A 16092-nucleotide genomic window follows, 5' to 3' on the forward strand; every position below is an offset into this window, starting at 1 on the left:
AATTCGCCCCGGGACGCCTCAACTCAGCCACAAGCGCGGCCGTGTTGTCGCCACATCTGTCAAGCGATGGTGAGTCCGTAGCGCCGTCGCGGCGTGTGGAGAATCGGGATAACGATGCAGGGCCGCACGGTCGGATCGCCAAGGACCACCACCGGCAAGCAGGGCCATTTCGGCGCCGGCCATGCCGACGTGATCGCCGCCCAGCCGATGCTGGGCCGCGCCCATGGCAGCCGCCCCGCGCTGTTCCGCTCGCTGCTGACCGTGTCGCTGATCGCCGGCGGTCTCAGCGCGGCTCTGATCGGATCGGGTGTCGATCTCGGGAAGGTCGGCCTGTCACCGGCGGTCTCCGCCGCCCAGGCGGCGACCGAGTTGTCGATGCCGCGGCCGCGCATCCACACCGTTGCCCTGAACGATACGCTCGAGCAGACCCCGCTGCGCGCCGCCGCCAGCTTCGCGCCCGTGCACGATCTCGACACCGACATCGGCTCCAACACGGTGGACCGGGTCTCCTACGATTTCCTGCTCTCGGAGAGTTCGGGCGGCGACCCGAACGACATCCTCGAATTCGGGCCGATGAAGATCCGGCGCCACCTCGTGCAGACGATCGTGCGCGCCGCTCAGGCCGTTCAGACCGATCCAGTCCTGCTCATGGCGGTGGCCGACAAGGAGTCGAGCTTCGTCACCGCGGTCCAGGCCAAGACCTCCTCGGCCACCGGCCTCTACCAGTTCATCGAGCGGACCTGGCTCGGCGTCGTGCGCGATTTCGGCGCCAAGTACGGGCTGGAGAAGGAGGCGGGGCTGATCGCATCGGACGCCAACGATCGGCCGGTGATTACCGATCCGGCCGAGCGTGCGCGGGTGCTGGAAATGCGCCGCGATCCCTATCTCTCGGCCCTGATGGCCGGCGAGATGCTCAAGCGCGACGCGGCCCGCATCGCCCTGCGCATCGGGCGCGAGCTTACCCTCGGTGAGGTCTACCTTGCCCACTTCCTCGGCCCGGACGATGCCGGCGAGTTCCTCGCCAACGTCGTGAACAAGCCGGCCGCCGCCGCTGCTGCGCTGCTCCCGGGGCCGGCCCGCGCCAACCGCTCGATCTTCTTCGCCGCCGGCCGCTTCGTCGGGCGCGGCCGTCACCGCAAGCCCTTGAGCCTGTCGGTGGCGCAGGTCCACGAGAAGTTCGAAGCGATGATGAGCACGCGCGGATCGCGCTATCAGAACGTCCGTGCCGTCTCGGGCATCATGGCTTACGCCGATGCCGCGACCGGGACCGCCACGCAGTAACGCCTTCGAGAGGCCAAGGCTCGTTTCGGGCGCCGGCGCGCAACCAGCGGCCGATTGCCGACTTTCCTCCCTGAGCGCCGAATGTCCGGCGACCGCGAAGGATGACTTCGGGGGGAGTCCTTGAAAAAGCAAAAGTCTAGCGCGCCCCTGCCGCTCACCGACACGCTATCTCCGGGTATTCCGCTCGATCAGATCGGGCAGACACTCGCCTCTTTCTACGATGAATTGGTCTCCGAGGGTGTACCGGAGCACCTCGCCGCTTTGGTGCGCCGCGTCCGCCAGTCGGAAGATTCCGCGACCGCGCAAGCGGACGCAGGCCCCGCGACGGTCACCGCGAACGAGCTGCCGCGCGTTGCCCTGGTCGTGGAGGATGATCCCGAAGTTCGCGCTCTGGCAGAAACCCTGCTCGAAGAGACCGAGCTCGAGGTGGTGGGCTGCGATAGCGCCGAGGCGGCCCTCTCGGTCTTGCAGGCCCGGGGCGGCGACGTCGCCCTGGTTTTCGCCGATGTCAGGCTGGCCGGTGAGATGGACGGGCTTCAACTCGCCCGCGCGGTCGCGACCCTGTGGCCGCGGGCGCGGCTGGTGATCACGTCCGGACACGGCCTGCAACGCCCCGAACTGCCATCAGAAGCCGTCTTCATCGCCAAGCCCTGGCGCCCGCTTGACGTACTGGTCGAGGCCGAGCGCGCGGCTGCGCAACCCGCGCCGCCGGTCCTCTGACCCGGTCGGCGCAACGCTGGGGCTCAACCGGCGACGCAGTGCTGTCGGTCCGGAACCGGAAGCCAAGCGCGGCCTCAGGAAACACACCGAGACGGCGATCCGTGCACTGCCTGCCGGTCTTCAGCGTTTTCGGCGCGGCCAAGGCGACGGCGGAGCAGAGGCGCTGGGCCTGGCCCTTGCATGGCGGGGGCGTGCCGTCGGTGCGAGCCCGGAGCCTGTAAAGTTGCCGATCCTCTCCGTCCGCCACCGTACGGTCTACCGGTACCGGCGTCCGGTCGCGTTCGGCGAGCACCGGATCATGTTTCGGCCCCGCGACAGCTACGACCAGCGGCTGATCGAGGCGACGCTGGAGATCGATCCCGAGCCGACCGCGCTGCGCTGGATGTTCGATGTCTTCGGGAATTGCGTGGCGGTGGCGGGCTTCGACATCCGCGCGGAAACGCTCACCTTCACCTGCGGCATCACCCTCGAACACACGCCCGAGCACGCGCCGATCTTTCCCCTCGCCCCGCATGCGACCCATTACCCGTTCGGCTACGGCGCCGAGGACATGCCTGACCTCTCCCGCTCCATCGAGCGTCAATGGCCGGACCCGGGTCACGACATCGATTCCTGGGCGCGCGGCTTCCTGCCGGCGAACGGGCGGATCCCCACGCAGGAGCTGCTGGCTGCCATGACGCGCAGCGTGCGCGCCAATTTCACCTACGTCGCCCGCTCCGAAAAGGGCGTACAGAATCCGCTCACGACCTTGCGGAGCAAGCGCGGCTCATGCCGGGATTTCGCCGTCCTGATGATGGAGGGCGTGCGGGCGCTCGGCATGGCGGCGCGGTTCGTCTCCGGGTACCTCTACAATCCCAGCAACGACCGAGCCCGCCACGTGGGCGGCGGCTCGACCCATGCGTGGCTTCAGGTCTACCTGCCGGGCGCCGGCTGGGTCGAGTTCGATCCGACCAACGGCATCGTCGGCAACCGCGACCTGATCCGCGTGGCGGTCGCCCGAGACCCCGCGCAGGCGGTGCCCCTGCACGGCTCCTTCTTCGGATTGGCGAGCGACGATCTCGGCATGCAGGTCGAAGTCGATGTGGTCGCGTTGCCGGGCGCCGCGCCGACGACACACACATTTCAAGGTTCGTCGCCGCCTCTGGCGCGTTGAACCCCCTAACCCAATACAAACGTGCGTGGCGATCCCGCGCGAATGGCGATACAGCGAGAGGGCCGCGATGAAGATCAGGACCGGTTTCGACATCGGCTTCACGCTGTCCCAGCCCACCCCGATGATCCTGATGCTGAGCGTTCATCCCAGCCGGTTGGCCGATCTCCTGAGCCCGCAGGAAATCACCTTCGATCCGCCGAGCCCGGCGCATGAGTACCGGGACCAGTTCGACAATATCTGCCACCGCATCGTCGCGCCGCCGGGACAGCTGCTGATCTCGGCGGACTTCACGGTCCAGGATACCGGGGAGCCCGACCCCACCGTACCCGAGGCGCGGCAGATCCCGGTCCAGGACCTGCCCGATGGCGTGATGGTCTACCTGCTGGGCTCGCGCTACTGCGACACCGACAAGCTCTCGCAGACGGCATGGTCGCTGTTCGGCACCACGCCGGAAGGCTGGGCGCGGGTGCAGGCGATCGTCGATTACACGCACGAACGCATCCGCTTCGACTATCAGCGCGCCGACGCGACGCGGACGGCGCATGATGGCTTCATGCAACGCGAGGGCGTGTGCCGGGACTTCGCGCATCTCGCGATCGCGTTCTGCCGCTGCATGAACATCCCGGCCCGCTACGCCACCGGCTATCTCGGCGATATCGGGGTGCCGAAGGATCCCGCGCCGATGGACTTCTCGGCGTGGTTCGAAGTCTATCTGGACGGACCGGAGGGTCCGCGCTGGTACACGTTCGATGCCCGTCACAACCGGCCGCGGATCGGCCGCATCGTCATGGCCCGCGGACGGGACGCGACCGATTGCGCGATCGCCACGAATTTCGGCTTCGCGCATCTCGCGCGGTTCGACGTCCACACCGACGAGGTCTGAGCGGCCGCCCGTCGCACGGGTGAGGCGGCATGCGTATTCCGCCCTCCATCAAAATGTCGGCGTGTGCGTGGAACTGCCGGCCTATGCTCACGCTTGTAATGGCAAAGGTTATCGCACAGGCAGGCCACCCATGAAGACCTCGGTCACCGCACTCGGCGCGCTCCTCGGCGTGGCTGTTCTTGCCGCAACGCCGGCGCTCGCCGCTTCCTCGTACGATCCCTTCGGCTCGGGCAATGCCGACGAGTACTACTCGGATCAGGGACAGTACGGTTACCAGGGCACTTACGCGCCGGGCTACGGCCAGGGCGTGCAGGCCGCCCCGCAGGCGCAGGTCCAGCCGATCCCCCGTGAGGTCGTGGCATTCAATGCCCCCTACGCGCCGGGCACGATCGTCGTCTCCACCGCAGAGCGCCGCCTGTATTACGTGCTCGGCAATGGTCAGGCGCTGCGCTACGGCGTCGGCGTCGGTCGCCCCGGCTTCAGCTGGAGCGGCACCAACACGATCACCGCCAAGCGCGAGTGGCCGTCGTGGACGCCGCCCAAGGCCATGATCGCCCGTCGTCCCGACCTGCCGCGCTACATGGCCGGCGGTATCGAGAACCCGCTCGGCGCCCGCGCCATGTATATCGGCCACACCGAATACCGCATCCACGGCTCCAACGAGCCGGACACGATCGGCCAGGCCGTGTCGTCGGGCTGCATCCGGATGACCAACGACGACGTGACCGATCTCTACGAGCGCGTGAAGGTCGGCGCCAAGGTCGTCGTGCTGAACTGATCGGATCCCGGCCGGGCGCCCGCCCGGCCCGGCAGGAAGCACAATGGCCGCGTCATCCGGATTGGATGGCGCGGCCGCCTGCGTCCGCGATCAGATCACGGTACGACCCGGCCCACGGCGGTCTGGGCCGGGCTGAACGAGGCGATCGGCAGGTCGCAAAAGCAGCGCACGCCGAGCGGACGCGGCCCGGGCAGAGGACATGAGTACGGCTTCGGCCCGGTGAGACCCTGCTGCACGGCATCGCAGTTGAAGCCGACCGGCGCGCGCTCCGCCCGGCGGGGCGGCCGGCGATAGCCGCGCTCATCGCCCGGATCCTCGTAACCCGCGGGCGGCCTGCCGTAGCCAGGACCCTCGAGATACTGCGCGTGCGCGCCCGTCCCGGGCAGGGCGGCCGCGAGCGCCAGCGCGGCGATCGTCAAACGGAGAGGACCACGCAGGCCGGATCGGCCGGAGACAGTGAGGCGCATGCCTGAACCCTTCGCGCGACGCGGAGCCATCGCGTCCGCTCGGCGGCTCTCGGCGGCAATACGGGCGAAAACGAGACGGCCCGCGCCCGGAGTCGGGAGCGGGCCGCGGCCTAGTTCAGTGACCGGATGCTCAGTGCGTCGCGCGGTCGGCGGCGTCCTGGGCGCTCTGGGCGGTCTGCTTGGCGGCGTCCTGGCCATGCTCCATGGCCTTGCGCGCCTCGTCGGCACCCTGCTGCATGGCCGACTTGGCGCGCTCAGCCCCCTGCTGCATTGCGCTCTGGGCGAGGCCGCTGAACTCCTTGGCCTGCGCCTGGATGGCGGCGAACTGGCTGCGGACGAACTCGGCCTGATGCTGCATCGCCTCCTGCATATCCTTCGCCCGGACCATCTTTTGCGCGAGGTCGAACGCAGCGTTGACGTTCTGCTCCGCGTATTCGAAGCCGCGCGACGAGGCGTCGAGGGCGTTGCTCCGCGCCAGCTCGGCGGAACCCTGCACCGTGTCGGCCGTGCGGCGGGCAGCGCCAATGAAGCTGTCGAAGGCCTTGCGGGCCTGCTCGACGCTCTTCTCGGCGAAATCGCGCATTTCGGCCGGAACTTCGTAGTTCGGGGGGTTGCTCATCTTTCGTCTCCTCTCATTTTCGCCTGTGTATGGCGCTTTGTGCGGTGCAAAATAACCGATTCGCCACCATATGCCACCTGCGCCTCCGGCGTTAAGGTTGACATGACGTAAACGTGTGACGGTCGCGTCAAGAATCCAGCGTCGCGGCGCGAAGGAGTTTACAATAGGGCTACGGTCGCGGGTGTTTCTCAGGCAAACGAAGCCGGGAAACGGGGCTGGGTGCGAGTTCGAGGTTGTTGGCTTTGGAGACGACACTGATACCGACTGCCGGATCAGCCGAGCCTCAGCTCGCCGACGCCTTCGCGGCCTGGGCGGGAATGCCGAACCTTGCGACCTCCATCACCGCGCGTGATCCTGTTCATCTGGTGATCGATGCCGGGGCCGGGCGGATCGTGTACGCCTCTGCAAACGCCCGCCTCCTGGCCGACGCCCTCGGCGGCCCGGGCCTGGCGGGATTGATTCGGCAGATCGCCGCGTCGGCGCCCAAGGATGCGGCGCCGCGGCTCGTCCGCCTGCGCCTCGATCCGCGTCGGATCGCGCCCCCCGTGCTCTGCTGGCTCGCCCGCCACGATCACGGTTCCGGCGGCTCCGTGATTTTGGTTGCGCCGACGGCTCCAGTGGCGATGCCTCGGCTGCGCGCGACTCAGCCGGAGGCGGAATCGTCCCCGCAACGGCCGCCTGAAGCGGCAGCGCCCGAGCCCACGCTCCGGCGGGATGACCGTTTCCTGTGGCGGATGGACGAATCGGGCACGCTGACCGCCCTCAACGGTCCGGACCTCCTCGCGGGCCTCGTCGGCCAGCAATGGCAGGATCTGGCTGCGGCCGGGCGCATCACCGGTGCGGAGGGCATGCTCGCGGCACTGCGCGAACGGCGCACCTTCCGCGGCGAGCCGGCCGTCCTTGAGACCACCGGCGGACCGGTCCGGGTCGAGCTGTCGGGCGCACCGCTCGGACGCGGCGATGCGGCGTTCTCGGGCTTCGGCGGGTTCGGCCTGATTCGGTCCCTTCCCCGGCACACTTCGGGTCCCGTCCCGCAGGATACGGCTGCGAAGACGGCAAGGCCGGTCGAGGTCGCACCGATCACCCCGGCTCCGGCAGCACCTCCGCCCTACGAACCGCAGAGCGTTGACGTCGCCGATCCGGCCCCCGTGCCGGCTTCGCTGTCGACGGACGAGCATGCCGCGTTTCGGGAGATCGCCCGGGCGCTGGGCGCGCGGTACGCCGGTGATGAGGCGGGCCCCGATACGCGGGAACGGAAGCCGGAAAGCGGCGCGATCATGCCGTTTCCCGGATCGCAGACCGGCCTCCCGGAGACGCGCGACGCCGCGGCCGCGCCGGTACCCGGCACCGAGATCCTCGCCGGCCTACCGCTTCCGGCGCTCATCCATCGCGCCGACGCGATCCTGGCGGCGAACGGCAGGTTCCTCGAGCTGACGGGATACGCCGATCTGGCAGCCCTCGCGGCGACCGGGCTCGACGCATTGCTGCCGGGCTACGCGCCGGCGGACAAGCCGGCCGCACGCCGGGCAGCGGTGGTGACGACGGCCGGGGGAAGCACCCAGCCGGTCGAGGCGCTGAGCGGTGCCTGCACGTGGGCCGGCGCACCGGCCACTTGCCTGATCGTGCGGCCGCTCGAGGAAGCCGATGTGGCGGGCGCGCTCACGGCCGAGCGCCTGGCGCACGCTGCGCAGGCGGAGCGCACGGCGAGCGCCGAGGCGGCGCTCGACGCACTCCCGTCGGGACTCGTCACCGTCGACGGGGCGGGCCGCGTCGTCACGGTCAACCGCGCAGCCGCCGCCCTGCTCGGCTGCGATCCCCGTGAGGTGGTCGGTGGCAGCTTCGTGGCCCTGTTCGACCGGGACAGCGTACTGACCGTCGCCGATCTTCTGCGCAGCAAATCCGCGGGGTCGCATCCCGTCTCCCTCGCCGGCGCCCCTGTGATCCTCGACATCAGACGGACGCGGGACGACGACCGCCGGGTCGCCGTCTTGGACCCGGCACCTCAAGCTCCGCCCGCCCCGCCGCCAATCGCGGAGGATCGGGTCACCGCGATAGGCGGAAGCCGGCGCGCGGCTCTGGCCCGCCTCGATCAAGCGTTCCGCGAACCCCTGACCGGCATGCTCGACCTGGCTGACGCGATGCTGAAGGAGCCGTTCGGTCCGCTCGGGGACGCCCGCTATCGCGGCTGCCTCGCGGAGATCAAGGCGTCCGGGGAGGCCATGCTCCAGCGGGTCGGCAAGCTTCTCGACCTCGCCGCCGTGGAGGCCGGATCCCTGCAACTCGAGCCGCGCCCGCTCGACCTCAACGACGTCGCGGCCGGGTGCGTGGCGCGGCTCCAGGGCGAGGCCGCTCGCGGCCGCATCGTCGTGCGGACGAGCTTCTCCTCCGATCTCGAGGATCTGGAGGCCGATGAGCGCTCCGTCAGCCGTGCGGCCTCCCTGGTGATCGAGCACGCCATCCGGCGCTCGACGGCGGGCGGCCAGATCATCGTCTCCACCGGCGCGGCGGAGCGGACGGCCGTGGCCCTTCGGGTGCGCGACACGGGCGCCGCGGCGGCACGGGCCGCGGATCCCGAGGGGGATGTCGAGGAAGGTCTCGCCCTGCCCCGCGCCCTCGTGGAGGCCAATGGCGGCCGCCTTCAGTTGTCGGCGCGGCCCGAGGACGGCACGCTGGTGGAGATCATCATGCCGATCCGCCGCGCGGCGAATGGCTGATCCCGACCGCTCGGATGGTGATCGAGCCGTATTCGTGGCCACCGAGGGAAAGACTCGGCCGCCGACGGCGTCGCTGCCCTTCAACTCGGCTTGACAGGGCATCGCCGAAGCTTCAATCAGCCCCTTACATTGCGCCCAATTTATTTAGCAGAACCGACGCCCGCGCAGGCGGAAAGACGATGATACCGTCATCGTAGAATGTAGGCTACGTTACTTTGGAAGTCCTGGCTGCGCGGCATTCACCGCGATACGATCGGGCACCAAAACAGGGATGGAACGCCATGGAAGGCAGGGTCATCGAGGTGCAGGCTGCGTGGCGTGAGGGCGCTCACGTCGACGACGCCAAGTATCGGCAGATGTATGAGGCGTCGGTTTCCAATCCGGACGCCTTCTGGAGCGAGCACGGCAAGCGCATCGACTGGATGACGCCGTACACGCGCGTCAAGAACACAAGTTTCGAGCCCGGCAAGGTCTCGATCAAGTGGTTCGAGGACGGCACGACAAACGTCGCCTATAATTGCATCGACCGCCATCTGGAGCGCCGCGGCGATCAGACGGCGATCATCTGGGAAGGCGACAATCCCGACGAGTCCAAGCACATCAGCTATCGCGAGCTGCACGCCCAGGTCTGTCGGATGGCCAACGTGCTGCGCAACCGCGGCGTCGGCAAGGGCGACCGGGTCACGCTTTATCTGCCGATGATCCCGGAGGCCGCCTACGCGATGCTCGCCTGCGCGCGGCTCGGCGCGATCCACGCGATCGTTTTCGGCGGTTTCTCGCCGGATTCCCTCGCCTCACGCATCCAGGGCTGCGGCTCGAAGCTGGTGATCACGGCCGACGAGGGCCTGCGCGGCGGCCGCAAGGTGCCGCTCAAGGCCAATGTCGACGAGGCGATCAAGCGCATCGGCAGCGACCTCGTCGACCACGTGGTCGTGGTCCGGCGCACGGGCGGCAGCGTCGCCATGGAGGCGGGCCGGGACGTCTACTACGACGAGGCCGCCGAACAGGTGACCGACGAGTGCCCGGCCACGGCCGTGGAGGCCGAGCACCCGCTGTTCATCCTCTACACCTCGGGCTCGACCGGCCAGCCGAAGGGCGTGGTCCACACGACCGGCGGCTATCTCGTCTACGCGTCGATGACGCACGAATACGTCTTCGATTACCGCGAGAACGACGTGTACTGGTGCACGGCCGATGTCGGCTGGGTCACCGGCCACAGCTACATCGTCTACGGCCCCCTCGCGAACGGCGCCACGACGCTGATGTTCGAGGGGATCCCGACCTATCCGTCGACCTCCCGGTTCTGGGAGGTGATCGACAAGCATAAGGTCAACATCTTCTACACGGCGCCGACCGCCATCCGCTCGCTGATGGGCGGCGGCGAGGGGCCGGTGAAGAAGACGTCCCGGCAATCGCTGCGCGTCCTGGGCTCGGTCGGCGAGCCGATTAACCCGGAAGCCTGGGAGTGGTACTACAACGTCGTCGGCGACAAGCGCTGCTCGATCGTCGACACGTGGTGGCAGACTGAGACCGGCGGCATCCTGATCACCCCGCTGCCCGGTGCCACCGCGCTCAAGCCCGGCTCGGCGACCCGGCCGTTCTTCGGCGTGAAGCCCGAGATGGTCGACGGCGAGGGCAAAGTCCTGCAAGGCGCCTGCGAGGGCAACCTGTGCATCGCGGATTCCTGGCCGGGCCAGATGCGCACGGTCTACGGCGATCACGAGCGGTTCGAGCAGACCTACTTCTCGACCTATCCGGGCAAGTATTTCACCGGCGACGGCGCGCGGCGGGACGCCGACGGCTATTACTGGATCACCGGCCGGGTCGACGACGTCATCAACGTCTCGGGCCACCGCATGGGCACGGCGGAAGTCGAATCCTCGCTGGTCGCCCACCCGAAGGTCGCCGAGGCGGCCGTCGTCGGCTACCCGCACAACGTGAAGGGTCAGGGCATCTACGCCTACGTCACCCTCAACGACGGCGAGGAGGGCGACGACGCCCTGCGCAAGGAGCTCGTGACCTGGGTCCGCAAGAATATCGGGCCGATCGCCTCGCCGGACCTGATCCAGTTCGCGCCCGGCCTGCCCAAAACCCGTTCGGGTAAGATCATGCGCCGGATCCTGCGCAAGATCGCCGAGGACGATTTCAGCTCGCTCGGTGACACCTCGACACTGGCCGAGCCGGCCGTCGTCGAGGACCTGATCGAGAACCGGCAGAATCGGGCCTGATCGCGGCCGCGCGGCCAGAAAGGCGGCGCGGAACCGGAACGGGGCGGATGCCGGTGCGGCGCCCGCCTCCAACAAGAACCACGACCTTCAACACGACGGACCGGAGGGCCAGAGCGCGCCCTCGCGGGAGGAACAGCCATGAGCGGCACGACACTCGACCTTCGAGGGCGCACGACGCCCCCGGGAACACGACCACTCGGAACCGACGTCGATCCGCAGGTCGAGCGGATCGTCCGGACCCCGGAATTCCAGCAGCTCGTTGGCGAGCGCACCCGGTTCGCCTGGATCCTGACCATCCTGATGCTGGTGGTCTATTTCGGCTTCATCGGCCTGATCGCCTTCGACAAGTCGCTGCTGGCCGTGAAGGTCGGCGGCACCGCCTCCGTCGGGCTGTTCGCTGGCGTCTTCGTGATCCTGTTCGCCTTCGCGCTCACGGGCGTCTACGTGGCCCGGGCCAATACGCGCTTCGACGCGTTGAGCGCCGCCCTCAAGCGGAGCGTGGCCCGATGAACCGCCTCCTCCTCGGCCTGACGCTCGCCACCATCGCGGCTGGCGCGGCCTACGCCGCCGGACCGGATCTCGGCGCCGTGCAGCAATCGGCGACGAACTGGCCGGCCATCCTGATGTTTCTGTTCTTCGTGCTGCTGACGCTCGGCATCACCTACAAGGCGGCCAAGGGCACCAAGTCGGCGGCCGACTTCTACGCGGCGGGCGGCGGCATCTCGGCCGGGACGAACTCGCTGGCGATCGCCGGCGACTACATGTCGGCGGCCTCGTTCCTCGGCATCTCCGGCCTCGTCTACACGTCGGGCTTCGACGGGCTGATCTACTCCACGGGCTTCCTGGTCGGCTGGCCGATCGTGCTGTTCCTGATCGCCGAGCGCCTGCGTAACCTCGGCAAATTCACCTTCGCCGACGTGGCGAGCTTCCGCCTCGACCAGACGTCGATCCGCATCATCTCGGCGGTGGGCACCCTCGTGGTGGTGGCCTTCTACCTGATCGCCCAGATGGTCGGCGCGGGGAAGCTGATCCAGCTCCTGTTCGGCCTGCCCTACCTCTACGCGGTGATCATCGTCGGCGTCCTGATGATCGTCTACGTCGCCTTCGGCGGCATGAAGGCGACCACCTGGGTGCAGGTGATCAAGGCGTGCCTGCTCCTGGGCGGCGCGACCTTCATGGCCGGCGCGGTGCTGTTCAAGTACGGCTTCAACCCGGAGGTGCTGTTCGCCAGCGCCGTGCAGGTCCATCCGAAGGGCGACGCCATCATGGCGCCGGGCGGCCTCGTGTCGAACCCGATCGAGGCGATCTCGCTCGGCGTCGGCCTGATGTTCGGCACCGCCGGCCTGCCGCACATCCTGATGCGGTTCTTCACGGTGTCGGACGCCCAGGCGGCACGCAAGTCGGTGTTCTACGCCACCGGCCTGATCGGCTATTTCTACATCCTGACCTTCATCATCGGCTTCGGCGGCATCGCGCTGCTGATGTCGGATCCGAGCTACTTCAAGCTCGGCGCGGCCGGGACCTTCGACAAGCTGAAGGACATGATCGGCGGCACCAACATGGTGGCGGTCAATCTCGCCAACGCGGTGGGCGGCCCGTACTTCCTCGGGTTCATCTCCGCCGTGGCCTTCGCGACGATCCTCGCGGTCGTCGCCGGCCTGACGCTGGCCGGCGCGTCGGCGATCAGCCACGACCTCTACGCCCAGGTGATCGCCCGCGGGCGCACCACCGAGAAGCACGAGGTCAACCTGTCGAAGATCTCGGCCGTGTTGATCGGCATCGTGGCGATCTACCTCGGCTACGTATTCGAGAACCAGAACGTCGCCTTCATGGTCGGGCTGGCCTTCGCGGTGGCGGCAAGCTGCAACTTCCCGGTGCTGGCCATGTCGATCCTGTGGCGGGGCACCACCACCTGGGGCGCGCTCGCCGGCGGCCTCGTCGGCCTGCTTGCCGCGGTGATCATGGTCGTGCTGTCGAAGGCCGTCTGGGTGGCGACGCTGGGCAACCCGGCCCCGCTCTTCCCCTACGACAACCCGGCCCTGTTCTCGATGCCGCTGGCCTTCGCGACGATCTGGATCGTGTCGCTGATGGACAAGTCCCGGCGGGCCCAGCGCGAGCGGGCTTCATTCGAGGCGCAGTACGTGCGTTCCGAGACGGGGATCGGGGCGTCCGGCGCGCACGCGCACTGATCCGGGCTCGAAGCATCGAACAGGTGGAGGGCGCGGCGTCAGCCGCGCCCTTCGCGGTTTTCGGCCCATACGCGTAAGCGCCCGTGTTGATAGGATTCTTCACGATCGCTTTACCGGTTGACCTGCCCGACCCTTGCGATAACGCATACGTGATCTGCGCTCTGCGCAGAGCCGTCCGGGAAAAGGGGCGGTGATGGGGCGATCCGAGGCCCGGTGCGCCCGTATGCGTCTGGGAGGACCTGTTTAATGGCTGTGGCAACCGCGATCCCGCGGACCGGAGACGCCGCGAGGCCGATGACTTCGGCCGAGAAACGCGTGATCTTCGCGTCCTCGCTCGGCACCGTGTTCGAGTGGTACGATTTCTACCTCTACGGCTCTCTCGCGGCGATCATCGGCGCACAGTTCTTCTCGGCCTATCCGCCGGCCACACGCGACATCTTTGCGTTGCTGGCCTTCGCGGCGGGCTTCATCGTCCGGCCATTCGGTGCCCTGGTCTTCGGCCGCATCGGCGACTTGGTCGGACGCAAGTACACCTTCCTGATCACGATCCTGATCATGGGTCTGTCGACTTTCATCGTCGGCATCCTGCCGAACGCGGCCACCATCGGCATCGCGGCGCCGATCATCCTGATCGTCCTGCGTCTCGCCCAGGGCCTCGCCCTCGGCGGCGAGTACGGCGGCGCGGCGACCTACGTGGCCGAGCACGCCCCCAACGGCCGGCGCGGCTTCTATACGAGCTGGATCCAGACCACCGCGACGCTGGGCCTGTTCCTGTCGCTCCTCGTCATCCTGGCGACCCGGAGCTTCACCGGCGAGGCCGCCTTCGCCGAGTGGGGCTGGCGCATCCCGTTCCTGGTCTCGGTGCTGTTGCTCGGTATTTCCGTGTGGATCCGCCTGCAGCTCTCCGAATCGCCCGCCTTCCAGAAGATGAAGGACGAAGGCAAGACCTCGAAGGCGCCGCTCACCGAGGCCTTCGGCGAATGGCGGAATGCCAAGTTCGCGATTATCGCCCTGTTCGGCCTCGTCGCCGGTCAGGGCGTGGTGTGGTACACGGGACAGTTCTACGCGCTGTTCTTCCTGCAATCGATCCTCAAGGTCGACGGCTACACGGCCAACCTGCTGATTGCGTGGTCGCTGCTCCTCGGCACGGGCTTCTTCGTGGTCTTCGGCTGGCTGTCGGACAAGATCGGCCGCAAGGTCATCATCCTGGCGGGCTGCGCGATCGCGGCGGCGACGTTCTTCCCGATCTTCAAGGGCATCACCTCGACCGCCAATCCGAAGCTCGAGGCGGCGATCGAGAGCGTGAAGGTGACGGTGACGGCCGATCCGGCCGTCTGCGGGACCCTGTTCAACCCGGTCGGAACCCGGGTGTTCACCGCACCCTGTGACCTCGCCCGCGACTTCCTGTCGAAATCGTCGGTGCGCTACTCGACTGCCCCCGGTGCCGCCGGACAGCCCACGACGATCCGGGTCAATGACACCGAGATCCCTTACCCGCAGGGCGGCAACGTCGAGGCCAACAAGGCTACGACCACAGCGCTCCAGGCCGCCGGTTATCCGAAGGCCGGCGACCCCGAGATCGTCAAGATGTCGAACCCGTTCGACATCTTCCGGCCGCAGGTCGCGCAGGTGATCGGCCTGCTGTTCATCCTCGTGTTGTTCGTCACAATGGTCTACGGCCCGATCGCCGCCATGCTGGTGGAGCTGTTCCCGACCCGGATCCGCTACACGTCGATGTCGCTGCCCTACCATATCGGCAATGGCTGGTTCGGCGGCCTGCTGCCGGCGACTGCCTTCGCCATGGTGGCTCAGACCGGCGACATCTATTTCGGCCTCTGGTACCCGATCGTCATCGCGGTCGCGACGGTGATCATCGGCGTGCTGTTCGTGCCCGAAACCAAGGACCGCGACATCTTCGCCGATACCTGAGCCGCGGATCCGCCCAACCGACGCCCAGGCCGCCCGCGCGGCCTGGGCGTTGTCATGTGGGCCCTGGCGCAGCCCGCCCGGCCCGCTCACCCCCATGCCTGCGCTGCCATGCCGCGTGCGCTCAATCACGCCGTGCGGACCGGACGGACGCTATACGCACATCGACATTTGCTTTTGGATTGTAGCAACCGGAGGATGTAACTCAATATTTCCGTCCTTTTACGTGCAAGTATTTATATTATTTGCCGTCATGACTGTCGTCGCCGGCCGATGAACGTGCTTGCTAAAACACAACGATATGCATCAAGACAAATCGAACTCGGGCGTGGATCCGCGATCAAAAGCCGGATCAACGGAATCATAACTCGTACTTCGCCGTATAGACTGGCCTGAACCCAAAGACCGGAAACCAGCGGACGTGAACGACCTGACAACGAGACCCGTGCGTGAATCGGGCAAGAGGCCACCACTTTCACTTGTAGTCAGCTGGTGCCTGGCAACATTAGCGATATGGGTTGCTGTGAACAGTGAGGCCGGACGCTGGGTCTGGTGGTGGTGACGGCTGCGGCCGGCGTCAGTTGCTCTCTTGGTAGCCGCCGCAATAGGCACCGAGCAGATATCCGGATTGGTGCGCAGTGAGATAGCCGAGCGTGATCAGCACGTGCAGGAGATCGATCCCGAATACGGCCATAAAGATGGTCATCGCCGTGAACAGGATCACGGACGAGGTCATCACCAACACAACCACACCGAACAGACGGCCGATCACCCAACCGACCAAGAACAACATCGCGGCGACGAGCATCAAACCACCCAGATGAGACCGCGTTCAGACATCGCGCGCCGCGATCAGCGCAAAGATAGCTGAGCCATCATGGCAATCTGGGGAAATGAGATCAACCCGTGTCCGGTCGTGAGTTTTTCCGCCACCTCGATCGGTACGTTGAGTTACAAAAATCGACAAATTAGCATCGAACCGCGACGCGACGTCGAATCTTTATAGATCGCCATTCGATGAACACTATAGCGTGTCCGGCGACGACATGCGCGCGGTCGACAAGTCGGTCCGGAGCACCTTTTCGCGGCAGAGCGTTAACGGAAGCCCCCGCGCAATTCTGGCCGGACTGGACC

Annotated in this window: 13 protein-coding genes; 10 read left to right on the forward strand and 3 right to left on the reverse strand. The window is 67.3% G+C overall.

Features of this window, described 5'->3' with window-relative positions:
- Window positions 1-114: 114 nt before the first annotated feature.
- From JOE48_RS09660 to JOE48_RS09680, 5 genes are all read left to right on the forward strand, one after another.
- The gene (locus tag JOE48_RS09660) at window positions 115-1281 is read left to right on the forward strand and encodes a transglycosylase SLT domain-containing protein (RefSeq protein ID WP_210029428.1); all 1167 of its coding nucleotides are present in this window, start codon (window positions 115-117) and stop codon (window positions 1279-1281) included.
- Between the two features lie 120 nt (window positions 1282-1401).
- The gene (locus JOE48_RS09665) at window positions 1402-2001 is read left to right on the forward strand and encodes a response regulator (protein ID WP_245252779.1); all 600 of its coding nucleotides are present in this window, start codon (window positions 1402-1404) and stop codon (window positions 1999-2001) included.
- A 223-nt stretch (window positions 2002-2224) separates the two neighbouring features.
- Window positions 2225-3154, forward strand: a complete 930-nt coding sequence (locus JOE48_RS09670; protein WP_210029430.1) for a transglutaminase domain-containing protein — start codon at window positions 2225-2227, stop codon at window positions 3152-3154.
- A 67-nt stretch (window positions 3155-3221) separates the two neighbouring features.
- Entirely contained in the window at window positions 3222-4037 is an 816-nt protein-coding gene (locus tag JOE48_RS09675) for a transglutaminase family protein (RefSeq protein WP_210029432.1), read from the forward strand.
- A gap of 130 nt (window positions 4038-4167) precedes the next feature.
- Window positions 4168-4815, forward strand: coding sequence for a L,D-transpeptidase (locus JOE48_RS09680; protein WP_210029434.1), 648 nt, complete (start codon window positions 4168-4170; stop codon window positions 4813-4815).
- Between the two features lie 95 nt (window positions 4816-4910).
- Here JOE48_RS09680 and JOE48_RS09685 read toward each other — a convergent pair whose 3' ends face one another.
- Both JOE48_RS09685 and JOE48_RS09690 read right to left on the reverse strand, forming a co-directional pair.
- Complete coding sequence (locus JOE48_RS09685) at window positions 4911-5282, reverse strand: hypothetical protein (RefSeq protein ID WP_210029436.1); 372 nt, start codon at window positions 5280-5282, stop codon at window positions 4911-4913.
- A gap of 130 nt (window positions 5283-5412) precedes the next feature.
- A complete protein-coding gene (locus JOE48_RS09690) occupies window positions 5413-5901 on the reverse strand; it encodes a phasin (protein ID WP_210029438.1) in 489 nt (162 codons plus the stop codon).
- 317 nt (window positions 5902-6218) lie between these two features.
- On the opposite strand from JOE48_RS09690, the gene JOE48_RS09695 reads away from it, so the two are divergent.
- The 5 genes from JOE48_RS09695 to JOE48_RS09715 all read left to right on the forward strand — a co-directional run bounded on the left by JOE48_RS09695 (window position 6219) and on the right by JOE48_RS09715 (window position 14961).
- Window positions 6219-8615 carry a PAS domain-containing protein gene (locus JOE48_RS09695; RefSeq protein ID WP_210029439.1) on the forward strand — a complete coding sequence of 799 codons (2397 nt, stop codon included), beginning with the start codon at window positions 6219-6221 and terminating at the stop codon, window positions 8613-8615.
- Between the two features lie 281 nt (window positions 8616-8896).
- A complete protein-coding gene (gene acs, locus JOE48_RS09700) occupies window positions 8897-10843 on the forward strand; it encodes an acetate--CoA ligase (protein ID WP_210029440.1) in 1947 nt (648 codons plus the stop codon).
- A 138-nt stretch (window positions 10844-10981) separates the two neighbouring features.
- A complete protein-coding gene (locus JOE48_RS09705; protein ID WP_210029441.1) occupies window positions 10982-11353 on the forward strand; it encodes a DUF485 domain-containing protein in 372 nt (123 codons plus the stop codon).
- Window positions 11350-13032: a cation acetate symporter gene (locus tag JOE48_RS09710; RefSeq protein WP_210029443.1), complete on the forward strand. Its 1683-nt coding sequence runs from the start codon at window positions 11350-11352 to the stop codon at window positions 13030-13032. The genes JOE48_RS09705 and JOE48_RS09710 overlap by 4 nt, the downstream gene beginning before the upstream one ends.
- Before the next feature lie 294 nt (window positions 13033-13326).
- Window positions 13327-14961 (forward strand): MFS transporter, encoded by a 1635-nt coding sequence (locus JOE48_RS09715; protein ID WP_210029445.1) that lies wholly within the window; start codon window positions 13327-13329, stop codon window positions 14959-14961.
- A gap of 574 nt (window positions 14962-15535) precedes the next feature.
- Here JOE48_RS09715 and JOE48_RS09720 read toward each other — a convergent pair.
- Window positions 15536-15766, reverse strand: coding sequence for a hypothetical protein (locus tag JOE48_RS09720; protein WP_210029446.1), 231 nt, complete (start codon window positions 15764-15766; stop codon window positions 15536-15538).
- Between the last annotated feature and the right edge of the window lie 326 nt (window positions 15767-16092).

It is taken from the genome of Methylobacterium sp. PvR107 (assembly GCF_017833295.1).
GTDB lineage: Bacteria > Pseudomonadota > Alphaproteobacteria > Rhizobiales > Beijerinckiaceae > Methylobacterium.